The sequence below is a fragment of the Sphingomonas sp. Leaf28 genome (assembly GCF_001421685.1).
GTDB classification, from domain to species: Bacteria; Pseudomonadota; Alphaproteobacteria; order Sphingomonadales; family Sphingomonadaceae; genus Sphingomonas; species Sphingomonas aurantiaca.
The window spans coordinates 690,587-707,989 of sequence record NZ_LMKX01000007.1; the positions used below are offsets into that span (position 1 = coordinate 690,587).

The 17,403-nt window shown below is 65.7% G+C and carries 12 protein-coding genes; 8 read left to right on the forward strand and 4 right to left on the reverse strand.

Annotated features, from left to right (window positions below; all coding sequences use genetic code 11):
• Nucleotide 1: 1 nt before the first annotated feature.
• Nucleotides 2-1,387 carry an exopolysaccharide biosynthesis polyprenyl glycosylphosphotransferase gene (locus ASE79_RS09610; RefSeq protein ID WP_056415224.1) on the reverse strand — a complete coding sequence of 462 codons (1,386 nt, stop codon included), beginning with the start codon at nt 1,385-1,387 and terminating at the stop codon, nt 2-4.
• Nucleotides 1,388-1,650: 263 nt separating this feature from the next.
• On the opposite strand from ASE79_RS09610, the gene ASE79_RS20370 reads away from it, so the two are divergent.
• Nucleotides 1,651-1,869 (forward strand): response regulator transcription factor, encoded by a 219-nt coding sequence (locus tag ASE79_RS20370; RefSeq protein WP_082445211.1) that lies wholly within the window; start codon nt 1,651-1,653, stop codon nt 1,867-1,869.
• 244 nt (nt 1,870-2,113) lie between these two features.
• Nucleotides 2,114-2,371 (forward strand): response regulator transcription factor, encoded by a 258-nt coding sequence (locus ASE79_RS20375; RefSeq protein WP_082445212.1) that lies wholly within the window; start codon nt 2,114-2,116, stop codon nt 2,369-2,371.
• Nucleotides 2,372-2,639: 268 nt separating this feature from the next.
• Here ASE79_RS20375 and ASE79_RS09615 read toward each other — a convergent pair whose 3' ends face one another.
• The gene (locus ASE79_RS09615; RefSeq protein WP_200910347.1) at nt 2,640-3,524 is read right to left on the reverse strand and encodes a hypothetical protein; all 885 of its coding nucleotides are present in this window, start codon (nt 3,522-3,524) and stop codon (nt 2,640-2,642) included.
• A gap of 27 nt (nt 3,525-3,551) precedes the next feature.
• Between ASE79_RS09615 and ASE79_RS21280 the strand changes: the two genes are divergently transcribed.
• The 3 genes from ASE79_RS21280 to ASE79_RS09625 all read left to right on the forward strand — a co-directional run bounded on the left by ASE79_RS21280 (nt 3,552) and on the right by ASE79_RS09625 (nt 8,167).
• Nucleotides 3,552-3,722 (forward strand): hypothetical protein, encoded by a 171-nt coding sequence (locus tag ASE79_RS21280; RefSeq protein WP_162237032.1) that lies wholly within the window; start codon nt 3,552-3,554, stop codon nt 3,720-3,722.
• 99 nt (nt 3,723-3,821) lie between these two features.
• Nucleotides 3,822-6,350, forward strand: coding sequence for a glycoside hydrolase family 3 protein (locus ASE79_RS09620; protein ID WP_056415230.1), 2,529 nt, complete (start codon nt 3,822-3,824; stop codon nt 6,348-6,350).
• Complete coding sequence (locus ASE79_RS09625; protein ID WP_235516835.1) at nt 6,338-8,167, forward strand: glycoside hydrolase family 9 protein; 1,830 nt, start codon at nt 6,338-6,340, stop codon at nt 8,165-8,167. The genes ASE79_RS09620 and ASE79_RS09625 overlap by 13 nt, the downstream gene beginning before the upstream one ends.
• Here the strand turns inward: ASE79_RS09625 and ASE79_RS09630 are convergent.
• Both ASE79_RS09630 and ASE79_RS09635 read right to left on the reverse strand, forming a co-directional pair.
• Nucleotides 8,164-9,180 (reverse strand): cupin-like domain-containing protein, encoded by a 1,017-nt coding sequence (locus ASE79_RS09630; protein WP_056415233.1) that lies wholly within the window; start codon nt 9,178-9,180, stop codon nt 8,164-8,166. The genes ASE79_RS09625 and ASE79_RS09630 overlap by 4 nt on opposite strands.
• A gap of 39 nt (nt 9,181-9,219) precedes the next feature.
• Complete coding sequence (locus ASE79_RS09635; protein WP_056415236.1) at nt 9,220-12,603, reverse strand: TonB-dependent receptor; 3,384 nt, start codon at nt 12,601-12,603, stop codon at nt 9,220-9,222.
• 262 nt (nt 12,604-12,865) lie between these two features.
• Between ASE79_RS09635 and ASE79_RS09640 the strand changes: the two genes are divergently transcribed.
• The 3 genes from ASE79_RS09640 to ASE79_RS09650 are packed head-to-tail and all read left to right on the forward strand — an operon-like array spanning nt 12,866 to nt 17,378.
• Nucleotides 12,866-14,386 (forward strand): tryptophan halogenase family protein, encoded by a 1,521-nt coding sequence (locus ASE79_RS09640; protein WP_056415239.1) that lies wholly within the window; start codon nt 12,866-12,868, stop codon nt 14,384-14,386.
• A complete protein-coding gene (locus ASE79_RS09645; RefSeq protein ID WP_056415241.1) occupies nt 14,383-15,855 on the forward strand; it encodes a tryptophan 7-halogenase in 1,473 nt (490 codons plus the stop codon). Before ASE79_RS09640 ends, ASE79_RS09645 begins: the two co-directional genes overlap by 4 nt.
• A complete protein-coding gene (locus ASE79_RS09650; RefSeq protein ID WP_056415244.1) occupies nt 15,852-17,378 on the forward strand; it encodes a tryptophan halogenase family protein in 1,527 nt (508 codons plus the stop codon). The genes ASE79_RS09645 and ASE79_RS09650 overlap by 4 nt, the downstream gene beginning before the upstream one ends.
• Nucleotides 17,379-17,403: the final 25 nt, after the last annotated feature.

Here is a 17,403-nt window from a genome sequence, read left to right on the forward strand (position 1 = left end):
GCTAGACTCCACGCTGGAACGGCACGGTCACGATCGTGAGGAACAGGATCCGTACGTCGAAGCCAAGCGACCAGCGTTCGCAGTAATAAAGGTCATGCTCCAACCGCCGGATCAACTTCTCGCACGTGTCCGTCTCCCCACGCAGCCCGCAGACTTGCGCCCAACCGGTGATGCCCGGCTTGACCCGGTGCCGGGCATGATAGTCGTGCGTCACCTCGCCAAAGCGCACCCCGCCCGCCCGTGTCGAGGCGGCATGCGGGCGCGGACCGACGATCGACATTTCGCCGAGCACGACGTTGACGAGTTGGGGCAGCTCATCGAGGCTCCATCGCCGCAGAAACGCGCCGACACGGGTAACGCGCGGATCGCCGCGCCGCGCCTGTTCGAGCGTCGCGTGGTTGCACGCCCGGACGTGCATGCTGCGGAATTTCCAGATGCGGAAGCTCCTGCAATTATACCCCTCACGGTCCTGCCGGAAAAAGACGGGCCCGCGCGTCTCGATCCAGATCGCGGCCGCGATGCCGAGCAACAACGGCGCGAGGATCACCAGCAGACCCGTGGCAACCACGCGATCCGCCACGCTTTTGGTCGCCGCGGCCAGTCCGGTCAGCGGCGGGTCCGCCACCGTTTCCAACGGCAGATTGCCGAGAAACACGGTCCGGCTGCGCGGCGCAGGATCAAGCCTGGAGACGAGGCGGACGCGCACGGGGGTCTGCGCCAGCAGGTCGAGGACGGTCGCGATCCGTTCAGGCGCAACCTCGGACAGGATCACGATTACCTGGTCGAGCTGGCCGCGCCTGATCGCGGCGATCAGCTCGGACATTCCCCCCGCACCGGCGTGATCATCCGCGCCGCCGCGCGTCGTCTCCAGATCGGCATATTGCCCGCAGATCGAAACTGTCAGCCATGGATGTTTTTCCAGATGCTCGGTTATTCGCCGGGTACTGGCGGTCGTGCCGACGACCGCGCTGCGCAGATCGAACGCACCTTGACCCCGCGTCCACCGCGCGAGCGCAACGCCGGCGAACCGCATCACCGGGACGGCGATTCCCCCCAGCATCGCGAACTGCATCGCCCAGCGCGACGGGACGTCGATCGACGCCCGCACAAGGAAGCCGATGATCGCAACGAACATGATGACCGACGACCAGATGATCGCCGACCGGATTGCGGCCGTGTAAGAAAAGCGATCCTCGGGCCCGAGGCCGCCCAAGCCATGGACCACGACGACATGGAGCATGGTGATGACCAGCGTGGACCGGATAAGGGCCTCTGCCAGGGGAGGCGCGATTGCCCCGTACAGCGAAATCGCCGCCCACCACGCGGCGGCGAGAAGCCCCAGGACTTCGAACCCGGTCGCGACGATATCGGCGACCGCGCCGGGCACCCTTCTGGACAGCGCCCATCGCGGTCGCGATCGCCTCGCGGCCGTAGTGCGGCCGGTCGGCCAGACGCCCTGCACGTCCCCGAGGCTGGGCTGCCGAAGCGCGGTGTTCGGGAAAAAATGTCGCATCTGCCGAATGATGCCAGCGATCCGGGCAAACGATTATCGCCCCAAATCAGCGCGGGAACACCGTACTGCAAAATACGGATATCCAATATGAACCCACATTGACATATAATCCGAGGCCAATACGAGGGGGGTAGATTATGGATCCAGTTGATCCCGAGGGGGTCAGTTCCTTGACCGCTCGAGAACTTCATATCCTTCGCCTTACCGCTGCGGGTTTTTCGGCCAAGGAGATCGCCAAGCAGTTGCGAATAGCACCGCGGACCGTCGAGCGACATATCGATCACGTCCGTCTCAAGACCCGGACCCGCAACCGTTCGCACATGGTTGCCTTCGCAGTGCGAAACGGATGCGTCTAGCACTGTCGGGGTCGCGGACTACACAGCGGACTTGTACGTTACGCACAGCCCGTTCAGCGAATTAACGATACATTAATTAAATAAATCAAGGTATGGTTTTAGCAATAGGGGTATGTGACTGATTATACTTATTAAATCATGATCAATTATTGCTGATTCTTGACCTAAAGGCGTATCCAAACACGCCACGGCGGGGGGTCCCGCAATTTTTCAGTTACACCGTAGCGATAAATTGGGGGACGATATGCAATATGCATCAGCAATTTCACACCTGACCGCGCGTGAAGCGGAAGTGCTCCGCCTCGTCGCTTTGGGCCGCTCCGCCAAGGAGGTCGCCGTCGAGCTCAGTATCGCGCCATGCACCGTAGAGCGGCATATAGAAAACGTCCGGCTCAAGACGCGGCCCCGGAACAGGGCCCATATGATCGCAGTCGTGATGCGCGATGGCTGGCTGGACGGCGTGCTGAGCTACAGCGCACCGGTCAAGACGGCGGTCATGTAAGCCGACGCCAGCCCCGGCGGTTCACCATCAGCAACGACGAACCGTCGCCGCACCGTTCCGGCCAACGATGAATGCGGCTGCGCCACGGAAGCTTGAACGGCGTAGCCGGCATGATGAAGCGTCCGTAACAAGGATTGCGACCGGGCTCACGGGTGGGCTTTCGCCGCGCGGGTCACCTGCATCGAGGGAGAAGCGACAGCACTAAACGAAGCTCGCATACTGACAGTTGCTCCCGACCGCCGTGCACGACGTCCCGATCCGCTCGGCCTCAGTGCATCGTCGCCATGAACGGATACCAGTCGCGCCAATGTTCCTCAAGCGCATCCCCCTCGATCCTCTTGAACTCGATCCGGTAGTAATGAACTGGCGCGATGCCCGTGTTGCGAAAGGCCAGCACTGCCCCGGCATCGAGCGTGATGCAGCGCGGCATCGATAATCCGGTCGGCGGCTGCGAACGGCCCGCATCGCCTCCCACCGCAGCATCGAGCGCATCGAAAGCCCGCGTCGTGTCGACCGCGAGTATCGCTGGAAAGCGGGTAGCCCTCGCAGAACCGCTGCGACCGGCCGGTACCGTTACTTCGGACAGACGGATTGCCGCGTCTTCATACAGCGTCCGGTCCCGTGCTACGCCACGACCGGACCACCCCACGCTCGGCGAGTCCTCGTCGATCCGCTTGAACTCAATCCGAAAAAAATGTTGCGGCGTGGTGCCGTGATTGACTGGCCGGTGCGGCGCTTGCGGATCCGCCGCGGTGCATTCGAGCGCCGGCGTGCCTTTCGGCGGCGGCGCGCTGTGCCAATGTTCGCCGTTCCGGCCACCCCCCGGTTCGAGATACTGCTCGCGCGGCCCGAGTCCTCCGAGGCTGGTCCGTCCAGACGATCGCGCGAAAACCGACGGGTACGGGTGGCCGTGCATCTGCATCGGGTAGCCCGGCGGATTTGCGACCTCCAGCAGCATGATGTGATCATCCGCATACCGCACGCGATGGACCATGGGGGCCGCGATTTCGGCGTCGTAGCGGAACGGAAACTCATAGCTTGCGCGATTGGACGGAGCGCGCTGTGCGGCGCCCCCGCTTGTCGCAACGACCAAGAGCCACACTATGCGCGCAAGCCTCATGCCACGTCCCCAGCGTTGCGGCAGCCATACCATGTTTCAGGCCATCGCGCTCGACTGAAAATGGCCGCATCCACTGCGGCACGGCAGACCCGTGCGTATCCGCAGACCGAACTCAACCATTTCGCTTCAGGCCTGATTCTCACGGATGGCCAGACGCATCCCCCAACCGCGGGCGATGCCCGGATCGCCGATCGGTTATCCACCGATATCAACGCGTATCCGAAAATGTAGGTGATCAAATAAGCAATTGAATTGCGCATTGTTGCCCGAAGCCGGTAGCAAGGCCGCAAAGGTACGGATCATGATCGCGTACCATCCGGGGAGAGTAAGATGTCGGCAGGGTTTTCCACGTTAACGATCGCGCTGCTGCTGCAGTCGGCGGCGACGCCGGTAGCCCCGCCCACCGCCCCCGTGTCGGCGGTCGCGCATCCCGAAATCTGGCCGACCGCCAACGCCCGCCCCTTGCGCGATCCGAAGGTCGAGGCGCGGATCGAGGCGATCCTGAAACGCATGTCGGTCACAGACAAGATCGGCCAGCTGATCCAGGTCGATATAGCCAGCATCGAGCCGTCCGACCTGCGCACCTACAAGCTCGGCTCGATCCTTAATGGCGGCAATGCCGGCCCTGGCGGCAACGATCTTGCTCCGCCAATCGAGTGGCTCAAACTCGCCGATGCCTTTTACGACGCGTCGATTGCACGCAGCGACGGCCGCCCGGCGATCCCGGTGATCTGGGGCACCGACGCGGTCCACGGCAACAACAACATCCCCGGTGCGACTCTCTTCCCGCACAATATCGGCCTCGGCGCCGCGCGCGATCGCGACCTGATGCGCGAGATCGGCCACGTCACCGCGATCGAGACCGCCGCCGCCGGTATCGACTGGACCTTCGCGCCGACGCTCGCGGTCGTCCGCGACGATCGCTGGGGCCGCACCTATGAGAGCTATTCGGAGGAGCCGCAGATCCAGGCCGATTACGCGGGCGCAGTCATCGAAGGCGTCCAGGGCAAGGTCGGCACCAAGGACTTCCTCGCCCCCGACCACGTGATCGCAACGACCAAGCACTTCCTCGGCGATGGCGGTACCGGCGGCCGCGACCAGGGCGACGCGCGCATTCCCGAAACGACGCTGCGCGACATCCATCTCGGCGGCTATCCCGCGGCGATCGAGGCCGGCACGCAGTCGGTGATGGCCAGCTTCTCCAGCTGGAACGGCGCGAAGATGCACGGCAACAAGAGCCTGCTGACCGGCGTGCTCAAGGACCGCCTCCACTTCGACGGCTTCGTCGTCGGCGACTGGAACGGCCATGGTCAGGTCGACGGCTGCTCGAACGAAAGCTGCGCGGCAGCGATCAACGCCGGGCTCGACATGTTCATGTATTCGGGCAGCGGCTGGAAGACGCTCTACGCCAACACGCTGAAACAGGCGCAGTCGGGCGAGATCCCCGCCGCGCGCCTCGACGACGCGGTCCGCCGCATCCTGCGCGTCAAGATCCGCGCAGGCACGTTCGATCGCGGCCGCCCGTCGTCGCGCGCGCTCGCCGGCAAGATGACCCTGATCGGTGCGGCGGACCACCGCGCGATCGCCCGGCGCGCGGCGCGCGAGTCGATGGTCCTGCTCAAGAACGAGGGCGGGCTGCTCCCGCTGAAACCCTCGGCCAACATCCTCGTCGCGGGTGGCGGCGCGGACAATATCCCGCAACAGGCCGGCGGCTGGTCGCTGACGTGGCAGGGCGGCGGCACCACCAATGCCGACTTCCCCAACGCGCAGTCGATCTGGTCGGGGATCAGCACCGCGGTCAAAGACGCCGGCGGCAGCGCGACGTTGTCGGCGGACGGCCGCTATGCGAAAAAGCCCGACGCGGCGATCGTCGTGTTCGGCGAACAGCCCTATGCCGAGTTCAAGGGCGACCGTCCGAACCTCGAATACAGCCCCGACGACAAGTCTGACCTCGACCTGTTGCGCAAGCTGAAGGCAGCGGGCGTTCCCGTCGTCGCGGTATTCCTGTCCGGCCGCCCGCTCTGGGTGAACGCCGAACTCAACGCCTCCGATGCGTTCGTCGCGGCGTTCCTGCCCGGCAGCGAAGGCGGCGGCGTGGCCGATGTCCTGTTCCGCAAGAAAGACGGCAGCGTCGCCAACGACTTCCGCGGCAAGCTGAGCTTCTCCTGGCCGAAGCGCCCCAACCAGTACACGCTCAACCGCTCCGACCCCGGCTACGACCCGCTGTTCGCGTTCGGCTATGGCCTCAGCTACGCCAAGCCGGGCACGGTCCCCAAGCTCGACGAAGCACGCCCCGCCGGCATCGCCGCGTCGTTCAACGGAACGGTCTTCGGCAAGGGCCGCGTTCCCGAGGGTTGGTCGCTGACCCTGGTCGAGCAGGGCCAGTCGAAGGTTCGCCTGCTCGGCGTGAACGCGACGACCGCGACCAGGCGCCTCACCGCCTCCGCCGTCGATCGTCGCCGCCAGGAGGACGCACGCGCGTTCGTCTGGGCGGGCGGTCCTGCGGACACGCGGATCGAGGCGTCCGGCCCGCTCGACCTGACTCGCGAGAGCAACGGCGAACTGAGCCTGGTCATCGACGTCCGCGTCGACCGTCCCGCCAGCGCGCCGGTCGCGCTCGGCATGGTCAGCACCAACGGCACGACGGTGACGGTCCCGATCACCAAAACGCTTGCTACGGCCAAGGTCGGCGACTGGCAGCAGGTGATCGTCCCGCTGCAATGCTTTGCCAAGCGCGGCATCGACATGGCGCAGGTCACTGCGCCGTTCGTGATCGCCACAGACGGCAAGCTCGGCCTGTCAATCTCCGACGTGAAGATCGATTCCGCACCCGTACCGATGACCAAATGCGGCGACTGACCCCGCGGCTGCTAGGTATGGCGGCGGTCGCGCTGACGACCTCCGCCACGCAAGCCCCGCCCGCCCCGATCCGCATCGACCAGGTCGGGTTCGAGACGCGCGGTCCCAAGATCGCGGTCCTGCCATCCATGCAGGCGAGCCCGCTTGCGTGGACGCTCACCGATGCGCGCGGCGCCGTCGTCGCGTCGGGCCGGACGATCCCGGCAGGACCGGACTCCGCCTCAGGCGAAAGCGTCCACCGGATCGACTTCGGCGCATTCCGGACGCCCGGTACCGGCTATCACCTCCATGTCGGAGCGACGGCCAGCCACGCCTTCGCGATCGCCGACCGACCGTTCGCGCCGCTCGCGACCGCGGCGATGGCCTTCTTCTATCAACAGCGCAGCGGCGTACCGATCCTCCCCGCCTTCCTCGAACGCGAGGACCTTGCGCGCCCCGCCGGCCACGCCCCCGACATCGCCACCTGTTTCGCCGGGCGCGATCAGAAGGGCGTCCAGTGGCCCGGATGCCCGTACCGGATCGACGCGACCGGCGGCTGGTACGACGCGGGCGACCACGGCAAATACGTCGTCAACGGTGGCGTCTCGACTTGGACCCTGCTCGATCTCCACGAACGGCTTGCCGCGCTCGGTGACGCAAACGCGTTCGCCGACGGCCGCCTCGCGCTGCCCGAACACGCCAACCATGTCGACGACCTGCTCGACGAAGCGCGCATCGAAGTCGCGTTCCTCCTGTCGATGCAGATCCCCGAGGGCACGCGGCTCGCTGTCGCGCCCGATGCCGGCGTCGCAGGCAAGGCGATCACGCGGTTCGAGACGATCGACGCAAGCGGCCTCGTCCATACCAAGATCGCGGACGAGCACTGGACGACGATTCCGACTGCGCCCGCCGACGATCGCCAGACCCGATACCTTTACCCGCCGTCGACTGCGGCGACGCTTAACATGGCCGGCGTCGCCGCGCAGTGCGCGCGGATCTGGCGGACGATCGACCCCGCCTTCGCCACCCGCTGCCTCACCGCGGCACGGCGCGGGTGGGCCGCTGCGCTCCGGTACCCCGCGCTGCTCACCAGTTCGGATTTCACCGGCAGCGGCGGCTATGGCGACCCGGACGTCCGCGACGAATTCACCTTCGCGGCGGCCCAGCTCTACGCCACCACGCGCGAGCCATCGTTCCTCGATCGCCTGCGCGACGACCGCCTTTTCACCGATCCAGGCACGGAGATGAGCTGGGGCTCGTTAAGGCTGGCCGGCGCGCTGACGCTGGCGACGCTGCCGGGCGGCATGCTGCCTGCCGACGATCGCGCCATGCTGCGCACCCGCATCGCTGCGCTCGCTGACGGCTTCGTCGCGGAGGGCAAACGCAGCGGCTACGGTATTCCGTTCGCCGGGACGAACTATCCCTGGGGCTCGAGCAGTTCGATCCTCAACCGGGCGATCGTACTCGGCGTCGCGTGGCAGATCGACCGCAAACCCGCCTATCGTGACGCCGTGGTGGCCAGCGTCGACTATATCGTCGGCCGCAACCCGCTCGACCGGTCCTACGTCACCGGCATCGGTACGCGTCCGATGCAGTACCCACACCACCGTTTCTGGGCTGCCGCGGCGGACCCGCGCTATCCCGCACCGCCGACCGGCGTCCTGTCTGGCGGCCCCAACTCCGCCGCCGCGCGCGAACTTGGGCCGATGAAGGGGTGTGCGCCGCAAACCTGCTGGATCGACGACTACCGCGCCTTCACGGTCAACGAGGTCGCGATCAACTGGAACGCCCCCCTGGTCTGGACGGCCGCGTTCCTAGACGCGACCCGCGCGCGCTAGAGCCGCTCCAGGGTCCGCGCGAGATACCCGCGGATCGAGTCGGTTCGTTCCGGCGACGGTTCGCCGAGCACGCCGCGCATCGCCTCCGGCAGATGCGCGGCAGCAGCCTTGGCCTCGTCACCGAAGACATATTGATCGAACCACCCCCGCACCGCCGCGCGCTCGCCCTCAGGCAAATCGCGGATCGCCAGGATCGCGTGGATCAGCGCGGGGAATGGCGACGCCGCACCTCCCTGCCCCCACCAGTAATTGACCAGCACGTTGAACCGCCCGAGCGCCTTGACGTCATGCCACCACATCGACGGGATGAAGATCGCGTCGCCCGGCTCCAGCACGGTCACCTGCATCTGCGCGCGCGCGTCCGCAAACCGGGGGTAGCGATCGAGATCGGGTGCTTCGAGATCGACGAGGCTGACCGGCTGGCCGGCGATCGTCACATCGAGCGGACCGACATAGAGATTGGGCCCCTGCTCAGGTGGAAACAGGCAGAACCGCCGCCGCCCCGCGACTACGACCGCGACGTTGCTCGACACGTCGTAATGCGTCGAGACGCGGCTCTCGTTGCCAAGCCATACGCGCGGCACCGCTTCGGGCGTAGGTAGCGGCAGGACGTTGGTCTCGGCCCACCCCGGCAGGAATTCACCCGCCGCGGCCGCCCCGGCATAGATCGCAGGCGCACCCGGCACACCCTGCAACGCGATCAACTGGTCGACCAACGTCGGGATCGGGGCCTTGGCGCGCTCGAAATTGAAGCCGCTCAGATCGTCATTGTAGAAGAAACGGCCGCCAACGTCGCGCTGTGCGACCATCACGTCAGCGGAGCGCCCGCCGTCGAACGACACGATATGCTCGCCGATCGCGCGGTCGGAACTTTGCGCGGCACGCACCGCGGGCCAGTGCGCGGCCAATCCGCGCATGACCACGGGCCGGTAACCATGCGCGATTTCGGCTTCGAACCGCGCCGCATCGATCGCGCCGGTCTCCGCGACGGCAAGGCCGGGGATGTCACTCATACCGTGCGTGTAATCCCCGGCCTTCGGCCCTGCCAGACCTTAGAAGGTCATGCGTGCCGACAGCGTGTACGATCGGTCGTTCTTGAAGAAGCTGCGCGGCGCTTCGAGCCCCGCGCCGTTCAGCAGGAAGTTGGTCTTGGTCGTCTCGTCCAGGAGGTTCGATGCGGTCACGCCGAGCTTGAAATGCTCGTTCACCGTCACGAACGCCGAGGCGTCGAGCTGGCCGGTTGGCAGTGCATAGACCGGCAGGAACGGGAAGCAGCAATCGCGGTTCGTCAGCAGGAATTTCGAGCGCCAGCTATACGCGACACGTGCATAGAACGGACCCTTGTCGTAGAAACCGGCGACGTTAACCGTATGCTTCGACAGCCCCTGCAACGGCAAGTTGTCATAGAGACCGGCGACATCCTGCGGTGGGCGGCTACCGTCCGCGGCGCCATTGGCAGGCACCGGGTTGGGGATCTTGCCGGCTTTCACATAGGTGTAGTTCGCCTGCAGCCCTAGGCCACCGAGTGCGCCGGGCAGGAAGTCGAAAGTCTGCTGGTACGCGATTTCCGCACCCTTGATCCGCGACTTGCCGTTGACATTGGCGGGGCCGCTGACCTGCACGTCGAACGTCTGGCCATTGTTGGTCAGCGTGCGCGTGTAGCCGAGATTGTCGACGATGATGTTCGACAGCGTCTTGTGGAACAGAGTCGCGGTCAGCGAGCCAACCTTCGAGAAATACCACTCGCTGGTAAGGTCGAACTGGAGTGCCTCGACGGGACGCAGGAATGGGTTCCGGGACTGCGCGGCGAACTGGAAGTTGCCGGCCGTGTTGCCACCCGACGTGCCGACGCCGACATAGTTGCGCAGATCGCCGAAGTTCGGTCGCGAGATCGCCTTCGATCCGGCCGCACGGAACAGCAAGGTCGGGGTGACCTGAAGCTTCACGTTCGCGCTCGGCAACCAGAAGTTGAACTTCTGCTTTGCGATGTCTGGTGTCGACGATCCATTGGCATAAGCGAGGATCGCGGCTTGCTGGGCAGCCGGCACGGTGCAGATCGCGTTGATCGAACCCGATGTCGGCGGCACGTCGCGCTGCGATTGACAGAACCCGGCCAGCGTCGCCGGATAGGCGCCGCCATTGGGATTGGCGGGCAGATTGTTCGGATCGAAGATCGTGTTCTGCTGCGGGAAGGTGATCGCACCGTCCGAGCTGTCCTTGGTCCGTACGAAGCGCACGCCGATATTGCCGGTCAGGCTCATGCCGTTGCCGAAATCCTCGACGCCGAAATCGGCCCGGGCATAGGCCGCCATGGTTTGCTCGCGGTTACGATACAACTCGCTCGGCAGGTATGCGCCGTCGATCAACGCGCTGCCGTCCGACGTCTTGCGGTCCTCGGCTGGCGTATAGGTACCGCCCCCAAGCGTCGTGATCTTGCGCAACAAATCGGTGAACGCATCATGATCGCGCAGGATGTCGTCGGCGACGAACGTCGCGCTCGGCGGCGTGTTGGTCTTCCCGCGGAAGAAGTTGGTGAAATTATGCAAGCTTTGCTCGTCCTGAGCGAGCGCCGCATAGGTCACTGGGCCCTTGGCCGACCACGTCTCGGACAGATAGCCCCAGTTGTTGTAGTCGACCGACTTCACCAGCTGCTTGCGATCGGCATAGCGACCACCAACCCGCACGTTGCGCAGGAACGCGGTGTCGCTGACATCGAACTGCGCGTCGCCGCGGAACGCCCACTCGTGACCCTTGTTGTCCTGACGGCCATTGAACGCGTCGCGGAAATAGATCGAGTTCGGGTTGGCGAAATAGCTTGTGGTTTCGAACCCAGGCGTGATCGACGTGATCTGCGGAACGCTGCCGCGCAGATCGATCGCGGTCTGGCTGAACGTCGCGGTATCGAGAATGTCGTCGCGAACCTTCACCTTCGACGTGGCGTATTGCCCGTCAAAGTTCAGGTGGAGGCGATCGATCGGCTCGAACTTGATGTTGAGCGACTGATCCTGCGAGATCGACTTCGAGAGGAAGTGCCGGTTGGATTCGGTCGTAAACACACCGTTTGGCGAAAACTGCGACAGCACGCCATAGCCGTTCGGGCCGTTGCCCTGCACCGCGCCGCTGCGTTTGCCCAGAGTCCCACTCGTGAAGACGCCGTTGTCGTCGTACGTAAAGTCCGATCCGCCGACCGGGAACACCGTGTTGGCATCGCCGTAATAGACGTTCGGCTCGACGGTGTGCTCAAGCCAGTCGTCGGTCGACTCGGCGCGAACGAACTGCGCAGTGATGAGCAGGTTGCCCGACGCGGTCTCGTACTGCGCGGCGCCCGAATAGCCGATGCGCGTGCGATCGAAATCCTGCGTCCGCGAGCCTGCGCCCAGCGGTGCGTACACCACGTTGCGACCCGCGGGCAGCGGGAAGGTATCGAACAGCGTCGACTGATACGGCGTACCCGCGTTCAGCACGCGACCTTCGCCGGCATCCTGCACGCCGTTGCCGTTCTTGTCGTCGTTGTAGCGCGGCAGCATCGACGAGATGAACACCGAGTCAGACCGGCTGTACAGCTTCTGATAGGTGCCGCTCGCCAGAATACCGAACCGGCCTGCGCTGCCGAGATCGAACTGCTTGGAGACGAGCCCGACGAACTGCGGCGCGCCGCGCTTCTCTAGATCGCCGAGGTTCATGCCCGCCGAGAGGAACAACAAGTCCTTCTTTGAATCGAATGGCTTGCGCGTGTTGATGTTGACGGTGCCGGCGATACCGCCCTCGACCAGATCTGCGGTGAGGTTCTTGAAGACCTCGACCGAGCCGACGATCTCCGCCGGAATGTCGTTGAAGCCGATCTCGCGGCCGCCGCCAGCGGCAAACGCGTCGCGGCCATTGAACTCGCCACGGACATAGCTGAGGCCGCGGATCACGACGCCTGAGCCCTGCGCCGAGTAATGCGCGGAGTCGCTTGGGGCGGCGAAGCGGCTGATCGACACGCCCGGCACGCGCTGCAGCGCTTCGTTGACCGAGCGGTCGGGCAGCGCGCCGATGTCTTCGGCCGTGATCGCGTCGACGACGGTATCGGAGTTACGCTTGATGTTCTGCGCGTTGGCGAGGCTCTGACGGATGCCCGTAACGACGATCTCGCCGCGCTCGGTGTCCGGGGTGGGGTTGCCGGCATCCTGCGCCGCGCCCGACGTGCCGGTCGTGTTGCTCGCTGAACCGGGCGCCGTGCCCGCGGTCGCCGAGTCCAGGCTGGCAGAGCCAGACGTCGTGCTGGCGACGCCAGAGCCTGCCGGAGCCGGAACGGCCTGTGGATCGGACGGGGCAGAAGCGGCGACCTGCGCGAAGGCGGACGGCGCCATCACGGCGATCGCGATTATCGAAACGCTCGCGCCAAACAGACGCGTCGCGCGGGCGATCGCCCGCGATGATGCAACACCAGCCATGATACTTCCCCAAACATCCTCAGCACGATCGCCGCTGCTCATCGAGCAGACGGTCTTGTCGCGCTTCCCCAGATCGACGAACGTCCATCGCCCGTCTTGCCAAGATGTTAGGCAGCAATATTTCGGATCACAAGTTGAATAAGACAATTTGAAATACAGATATGTCGGACACATCCGATGTGTTGCCAAAGTGTAACAGGTTCGGAACGGCCCTAACGATAAGGGGCTGTGCAAAGCGGTGTGGCGCGAGGATGGAGGGCCAATGGATATGCGCAAAACGCGGGTCGTAGTGGTGGGCGGCGGGACGGCTGGGTGGATGACGGCCGCGGCGCTTGTGCGGCTGTTGCCGGTCGCGTGCTCGGTCCATCTGGTCGAGTCGGCGGATATCGGGATCGTCGGGGTCGGTGAGGCAACGCTGCCGCACATCCGTGCCTTCGTCGAACGCCTGGGCCTGGACGAGGCCGATTTCATGCGCGCCACGCATGCGACCTTCAAGCTCGGGATCGACTTCCGCGATTTCGGCGCGATCGGCGACAGCTACATTCACCCGTTCGGCAGTTTCGGCCGACCGCTCGACGATATCGGCTTCCACCATTACTGGCTCCGCCTTGCCGCGGCAGGCCGCGCCGGGCCGATCGGCGACTATTCGGTCGCGGTCGCCGCCGCCAAGCGCCACCGCTTCGCCATCCCGGATGGCGCGCCCGACGATCTGGCCGCGAGCTTCGGTTATGCCTATCAGTTCGATGCGACGTTGTTCGGCCCCTATCTCCGCCATTTTGCCGAAGCCCACGGCGCGCGCCGGACCGAAGCCCGCATCGTGTCGGTCGACCGGGATCCGCTGAACGGCGACGTCCGCGCGCTCCGCCTGGACTCGGGCGAAGCGGTCGAGGGCGACCTGTTCGTCGATTGTTCGGGGTTCCGCAGCCTGCTGCTCGGCGACGCGATGACCGAACCCTGGGAAGACTGGTCGCGCTGGCTGCCCTGCGACCGCGCCGTCGCGATGCCCTGCACCTCGCCGGACGGGCCGATCGAGCCTTATACGCGCGCGACCGCGAAACCAGCCGGGTGGCAGTGGCGCATCCCGCTCCAGCACCGCGTTGGCAACGGCTATGTCTATTCGAGCGCGCATCTCTCGGACCAGGCCGCCGCCGATGCACTGGTCACCTCGGTCGAGGGCGCGCCGCTCGCCGATCCGCGAGTTCTCAAGTTCCGCGCCGGTCGCCGCCGCAGCAGCTGGGTCGGCAACGTCGTCGCGATCGGCCTTGCGTCGGGGTTCCTCGAGCCGCTCGAATCGACGAGCATCTATCTCGCGCAGATGGCGATCACGCAGCTGATCGAGCTGTTCCCGCAGAATATGCGCGCTGACGGTATCGCCGCGGCGGACCGGATCGAATTCAACCGCATGGTCGACATGGAATATGACCGCATCCGCGATTTCCTGATCCTGCATTATCACGCGACGACCCGCGACGATTCGGACTTCTGGAACCATGTCCGGACGATGGAGGTCCCGGCCACCCTCGCCGACAAGATCGACCTTTTCCGCCGCGCTGGACGCGTGACGCAGTATAGTGAGGGGCTGTTCCTCGAACCGAGCTGGATCGCGGTCTATCTCGGACAGGGCATCGTGCCGCAAGCCTGGGACCAGCGTGCCGACCGTCCGGGCCTAGATGGTCTCGACCGCGCGATCGCCAGCCTGCGCGATCGCGTCGCCGCCACGGCAACCGCGATGCCCGACCATGGCACGTTCATCGCACGCCGCAACGCAACGATCGCCGCATGACCGCCCGCCCGCCTATCCGCAGCATCACGGTGCTCGGTGCCGGGATCGTTGGCCTATCGGCGGCGATCGCGTTCGCGCGCGTGCTGCCCGGGCTCGCGGTGACAGTCATCGAGACCCCGGACGATCCGGCCGCACTGACCGACCATCTGGCAGGCACACTGCCTTCGATCGCCGAATTTCATGACCGGATCGGCCTGCGCGAACGCGATCTGCTGGCGGCGGGGACGACACACCGGCTAGGCACGCGGCTGTCGGACTGGCGTGCCGACGGGGTGCCGTTGGTGCTGGCGCATGGCGAGCGCGGCGGTGCGATCGCGCCGGGTACGTTTCACCAGCATTGGCTGAACGCGCGCCGTGCCGGGAAGACCGCGGCGTTCGATGCGTTTTCGGTACCTGCGACGCTCGCGGCCGCGGACCGGTTCGTCCATCCGTCGGACGATCCGCGCTCGCCAATCTCGGGGTTTGGCTATGCGTGGCGGCTCGACCCGCCGCGCTACCGCGACCTCTTGCGAGCACTTGCCCGGCATATCGGGATCATCCCCGTTCCCGGCGTCTATGCCGGAGTGGAGCGCGGCAGCGACGGGCACGTTGCGACGCTCCTGCTCGCCGACGGTCGGTGCGTCGCAGCCGATCTGTACCTCGACTGTTCGGGCCCCGCCGCACCGTTGCGATCGGCGCTGGATACGCAGTGGGACGATTGGCGGCGCTGGCTGCCGGTCGATCGCCTGCTGCTCGGGGCCGCGCCGGCACGGGTCGCGACGCCAACTGATGACCGAATCGCGGTACCCGCAGGCTGGCGGTTCGTGCAACCGCTGCGCGACCGGACTCTCGTCGGGCTTGGCTACGCGGCCGATCAGACGTCCGATTCCAGCGCCCGCCGCGTATTGCCGGCCGGCGACACGGTCGTTCCGCTTGCACTGGGTGTCCGAGCCGAACCGTGGCGGCACAATGTCCTGGCACTGGGCGATGCCGCGGTCGTGCTCGATCCGCTGGCAGACGCCAATCTCCACCTCGCGCAGAGTGCCATCCTGCGCGCGATCGACCTGCTGCCGGGGCGGGACTGCGCGCCGACCGAACTTGCCGAATATAACCAGCGCAGCCACCGCCAGGCGGCGCGTGTCCGGGATTTCCAGGCGGCGCATTATCTCCCGACCGGACGAACGCGCGGGCCGTTCTGGAAAAGCATCGCGCGCCTGCAGCGGCCCGACAGCCTGGCGCATACGCTCGAGCAATTCGCGCATCGCGGGCGCCTACCATTCTACGAGGACGAGAGTTTCGACAAGGACGACTGGCACGGGCTGTTGCTGGGGCTCGGCATGATCCCCCGGATCGCCGATCCGATCGCGTCCGCCAGCCCGCCTGAGCTGATCGCAGCGACGCTCAAGCAGCTTGCCGACGCGACCGCGGCGCTGCCTGCGCGCCTGCCCCCCTACCCCGCCTATCTCGCGCAACTGGAGCGTGGCCGATGACCGATGCGAACCCAGGCCCGATCCGCAAGGTCGTCATCGTCGGCGGCGGTACCGCGGGCTGGATGGCCGCGGCCGCCGCCGCGCGCTATCTCGACGACGGCCAGCGCCAGATCGTCCTGATCGAGTCCGATGCGATCGGCACGGTCGGCGTCGGCGAGGCGACGATCCCGCCAATCCTGGGGTTCAACGCGCTGATCGGCGTCGACGAACGCGAGTTCCTCCGCGCGACCGGCGCCACGTTCAAGCTCGGAATAGAATTCGTCGGGTGGGACACCGGCGATGACCGGTACATGCACGCGTTTGGCGGGCATGGCCGCGATATCCAGGGCCTCGCCTTCCATCAGCTCTGGCTCAAGCTGCGCGATCGTCCGGGTATCGGCGGGATCGACGCCTATGCCCCCTCCGCCGTTGCCGCCTATCTGAACCGGTTCGGCCTGCCCACCGGGCCGCAGACCGCGCCGCTCGCCTACGCCTATCATTTCGACGCGGGGCTCTACGCCGCGTTCCTGCGCCGTCGCGCCGAGGCCGGCGGTGTCACCCGGATCGAAGGACGGATCACCCGCGTCGATCGCGATCCCGACACCGGCCATGTCCGCGCGGTGCGCCTCGACGACGGGAGATCGGTCGACGGCGACCTTTTCATCGACTGTTCGGGATTTCGCAGCCTGCTGCTCGGCGAGACGATGGGCGTACCGTTCGAGGACTGGTCGCACTGGCTGCCCTGCGACCGCGCAGTCGCGGTGCCGACCGAGCCAAGCGCGCCGTTGCTCCCCTATACACGCGCGACGGCGCGGACCGCCGGCTGGCAGTGGCGGATTCCGCTTCAGCATCGCACCGGCAACGGCCATGTCTATTCCAGCGCGCACATTTCGGACGACGAAGCGACCGCCGTGCTGCTGGCGAATCTCGATTCCAGGCCAACCGCCGAGCCGCGTCAGCTCCGCTTCAAGGCGGGGCGCCGGACCAGCATGTGGCAGGGCAACGTCGTCGCTCTCGGGCTTGCCGGCGGTTTCCTCGAGCCGCTCGAATCGACCAGCATCCATCTGATCCAGACCGGCATCTCGAAACTGTTCGCGCTGTTCCCCGACCGCGGTTTCTCCGCTGTCGAGCGCGACGAATATAACCGGCTGATGGGCGACGCCTATACCTCGGTGCGCGACTTCATCATCCTGCACTATCATGCCACCCGCCGCGACGATTCCGCCTTCTGGCGGCATGTCCGGACGATGCCGATCCCCGACAGCCTGACGCGCAAGCTAGCGCTTTTTCGCGAAAAGGGGCGAGTGTTCCGCTACGACGACGAATTGTTCGGGATATCGAGCTGGGTGCAGGTGCTGCTCGGCCAGAACGTCATCCCGGTCGGCCATGATCCGATCGTCGATGCACTCGATGCGGACCGCGTCGCGGACGCGATCCGCCAGATCCGCGCCGCTACAATACGCGGCGCGCAGTCATTGCCCAACCATGCCGACTTGGTCGCACACCACGGCCCGTTCGATCGTAAGAACGAATTTGCCAAATAATTTGGCTTTTTGGTTTTCTCGTGCT